Here is a 3,153-nt window from a genome sequence, read left to right on the forward strand (position 1 = left end):
TATAAATTTTTGTCATTCCAATTAGTTCTATCGATGGCTAAATAGATTTTTTGCTCTTCACTAAATGTTTGATTGACCCATTTTTTAATAATTGGAAACCACAAATATTTAACCTCGAATACTGGCAAAGACAAAAATCTCTGTAGTTTTTTACGTCGTGAGTTAACTTTAATGGGTAAAGGTAGTGATTCTGCGATTTTTTCAAGTTTGACATTTTTGGTGTCTTGTATAATTATTATTATAAGGTAAAAAAATAATAATTGAGATTCGGAAAGTAGATTTTTTAGATGTTTTTGATATAATTCGGGTATCATTTTCAATTGATAGGTCGTATTGACAATTTATGACCTATCTTTTTTTACCATAATTCGCTCAATTTAATATATATCAAGGGTTACAGGCTGCTTGTCGCCCCCCCAGGGATAACTTATAAAGATGTTGCTGCTGCTTTGGTTGAAATTTATCAGCAACATTTAAAATACTCTCATAATGAAGCTATTTTTGGCAAGCCAGAAGACTTAGTAAAGATACTAGATCAAGAAGCCATCAAACCCTTACTTGGAAATTTCGATCCGGCCAAACAGGACATCGCTGGTGCAGTCAAAGTTAGGCAATTTGTCTTAAATATTGCCGAATATGTTTGTCACATGATCAATCTGTTTAATTTTCTTGTTAGAGAAAATTTTGTTGACATTCACTACAATAAGGAAGTACGTAATATTGCCATCAATAGTCAAAACTTCGAGTTAAAGATAAATCACAATAATCAACTTTATTTCGATACGATAGTTAATGCTGGTTATGCCAAGGGTTTGGGCATTCCGATTCCAGAACTAAAATTTGAGCAATATATCGAAGGAAATCTAGTAAAGCTAAAAGTTTATGGACTATACAAGATTTCCTCAGACTTGAAAAAACAGTTTCCAGAAATCGAAAAAAGTTTTTCTAGTACTATGCTCATTCGAGGTCAATATGGTGGAATAATTAAAGTCGGATACGATCATCTGGCAATTTTTTCTGGTCGAGAATATAACCAGGCAGAATTAGATATTCCCTTGGCCGAAAATCCGAAAACTATTCCTAGGGAATGGTTGGATAATTTGGAAAAAATAACTGGTAGAACGGAAGCAGAAATGTTGAGCACAATTAAGCAGGATATTTCTCGCTGGATTCCTTGGGCTAAGGGATTGGAAAATATTAAGCTCAAAAAAGCGGTTCAAGTTTATCCTGGTAGAAAAACTATCGATGAGGTAGATGCTGCCAAACGAGATGATAATCCTATTCGTTATCTATATCACCATAAAAATGGGGGTAAATATATTCATATTCCTGGGTTTAAATTAACTTCTATTCCTTACAATGCATTTCAGGTTGTTCTCGAAATACTATCAACTTATGTATGCCAGGGTATTCTTACCCAAGAGCAAGTAGATAAGCACATAGCTATTGACCAAAATCAGCACATAATTCTCTCCCCTGAAATGGAATCTGCTCTTGGTAAAAATCTATCTCAATTGGCGGTTTCTGAAAGAGAAAAAATTATTGATGATTGGGGTATTTACTAGCAAATTAGTTAGTGCAATTCTACTACCCATGAGGTAGTAGAATTTCTATAGTTAAGTAATGAACTAAATGTGAAAACCGATACCATATTTTATCGCCTGTTTCAATCGTTTCCCAGCATCTTTTTTGAATTAATTAACCATTCCCCTACAGAAGCACAAGCTTATCAATTCGCTTCTGTAGAAGTCAAACAACTAGCATGCAAGAATTGATGGGGTATTCCTGCCCACAATCACCACAGCCCAACAACCAATTTATTTTGTAGAAGTCCAATTTCAGAGGGACTCTCAATTTTACTCCCGGTTTTTTAGTGAAATTTTTCTGTACTTATACAAAACCGAACTCAGCAATGATTGGCGTGGTGTGGTGATTTACCCTAGCCGCAATGTGGAGAAAGGAGCTACTTTTAGGTATCGAGAATTACTCGATTCTCCAAGGGTATCTCGGATTTATCTCGATGAATTAGCCGAGACCTCTGCACCATCGGTGGGTATCTCCACAGTACAGCTAATTGTCACTGAGGAAGATTCTGCCATTGCATTTGCTCAAGACTTGATTCAACGAACCACTGAGGAGGTGGAGAATGAACGACAAAAGCGAGAACTTCTACAATTAATAGAGACCATACTGGTGTATAAGTTACCCAAACTCAGTCGCACGGAGATCGAAGCCATGTTTAGCTTAAGTGATTTACGGCAAACCAAAGTTTATCAGGAGGCAAAAGCCGAAGGTATACAGGAGGGGAGACTTGAAGGTGAAATTCAAGGCAAATTAAAGTCGATACCTCGGTTATCGAAAATAGGAGAGTTTGAGAGGGGAAAGAATACCCAGTCCTCTTAGGTCGGGGATGAATTTCCCCTCTCAAGTGGCGTAAGCCACAATCTGTTAACTAGGCAATACACCGGCTTTTCCCAAGGCTTCCAAATATTCGGAGAGACTTACACCGGCAACGGAAGCTAATCGCTTCAGTCCGTTCCATGCCTTATCCGTCACTCTAATGGTATGTGCTCTTTTGGGTTCCCCGTGAATACAGGGTCTTCCCATTTTTTTTGTTTCTGTTTTAGCCATTTCCTGGTCACTTTACGATTCTATAATCTACAATTAAGATAGCACGGACAAAGAGGTCGATACCATGCAATACGGATACGTCTACAAGCTCATTCCAAGTTCTCAGCAGATGACTGTCATGAATCGGTGGCTGGATATGCTGTTAGCGCAGTACAACTATCTGTTAAGGGATAGGAATGATTCCTATGAGCAGGTTAAGTCACCTAAAATGGGGAATTACTGCGACTTGAGGACTCGTGGAGAGGCGTGTCCGTTGACTTGCTCGGTCAATAAGTCAACCTCTGTTGGTTATCCTTGGAAGAAAAGCCAGAAAAATCCTAGACGTAGTGTTTATGAGGTTCAAAGTTCTACTCTTCCAACTTTAAAAAAAGAACGCCCTTGGTACAAAGAAATACACTCAACTGTCCTGCAACAAATGCTAAGACAGTTGGATACCGCCTTCTCAAAATTCTTTAAAGGTGAAGCAGGGTATCCCAAACCCAAAAGACGTTCTCGTTACCGGAGCTTCAAGTACTCACCAGG

3 protein-coding genes and 2 pseudogenes are annotated in these 3,153 nt (G+C 38.1%); 3 read left to right on the forward strand and 2 right to left on the reverse strand.

Annotated elements, in window-relative coordinates; all coding sequences use genetic code 11:
• Positions 1–314: pseudogene (locus tag F6K37_RS36035) on the reverse strand (IS4 family transposase); the annotation flags it as partial.
• Positions 315–449: 135 nt separating this feature from the next.
• Between F6K37_RS36035 and F6K37_RS36040 the strand changes: the two are divergent.
• Together F6K37_RS36040 and F6K37_RS36050 are read left to right on the forward strand one after the other, a co-directional pair.
• Entirely contained in the window at positions 450–1,565 is a 1,116-nt protein-coding gene (locus tag F6K37_RS36040) for a hypothetical protein (protein ID WP_287255769.1), read from the forward strand.
• 69 nt (positions 1,566–1,634) lie between these two features.
• Positions 1,635–2,367 (forward strand): annotated as a pseudogene (locus F6K37_RS36050) (Rpn family recombination-promoting nuclease/putative transposase); the annotation flags it as partial.
• A gap of 81 nt (positions 2,368–2,448) precedes the next feature.
• Here F6K37_RS36050 and F6K37_RS36055 read toward each other — a convergent pair.
• Positions 2,449–2,607 carry a hypothetical protein gene (locus tag F6K37_RS36055; RefSeq protein ID WP_287255774.1) on the reverse strand — a complete coding sequence of 53 codons (159 nt, stop codon included), beginning with the start codon at positions 2,605–2,607 and terminating at the stop codon, positions 2,449–2,451.
• 88 nt (positions 2,608–2,695) lie between these two features.
• On the opposite strand from F6K37_RS36055, the gene F6K37_RS36060 reads away from it, so the two are divergent.
• Positions 2,696–3,153: helix-turn-helix domain-containing protein (locus tag F6K37_RS36060; RefSeq protein WP_287255776.1), on the forward strand; the 458-nt coding region annotated here is incomplete at its 3' end.

It is taken from the genome of Moorena sp. SIO4E2 (genome assembly GCF_010671945.1).
In the GTDB taxonomy this organism is placed as follows: Bacteria; Cyanobacteriota; Cyanobacteriia; order Cyanobacteriales; family Coleofasciculaceae; genus Moorena; species Moorena producens.

What these genes read in the sequence shown, in the direction of transcription:
- F6K37_RS36055 (WP_287255774.1), bottom strand. Translation starts at nt 2,607, where the DNA reads ATGGGAAGACCCTGTATTCACGGGGAACCCAAAAGAGCACATACCATT.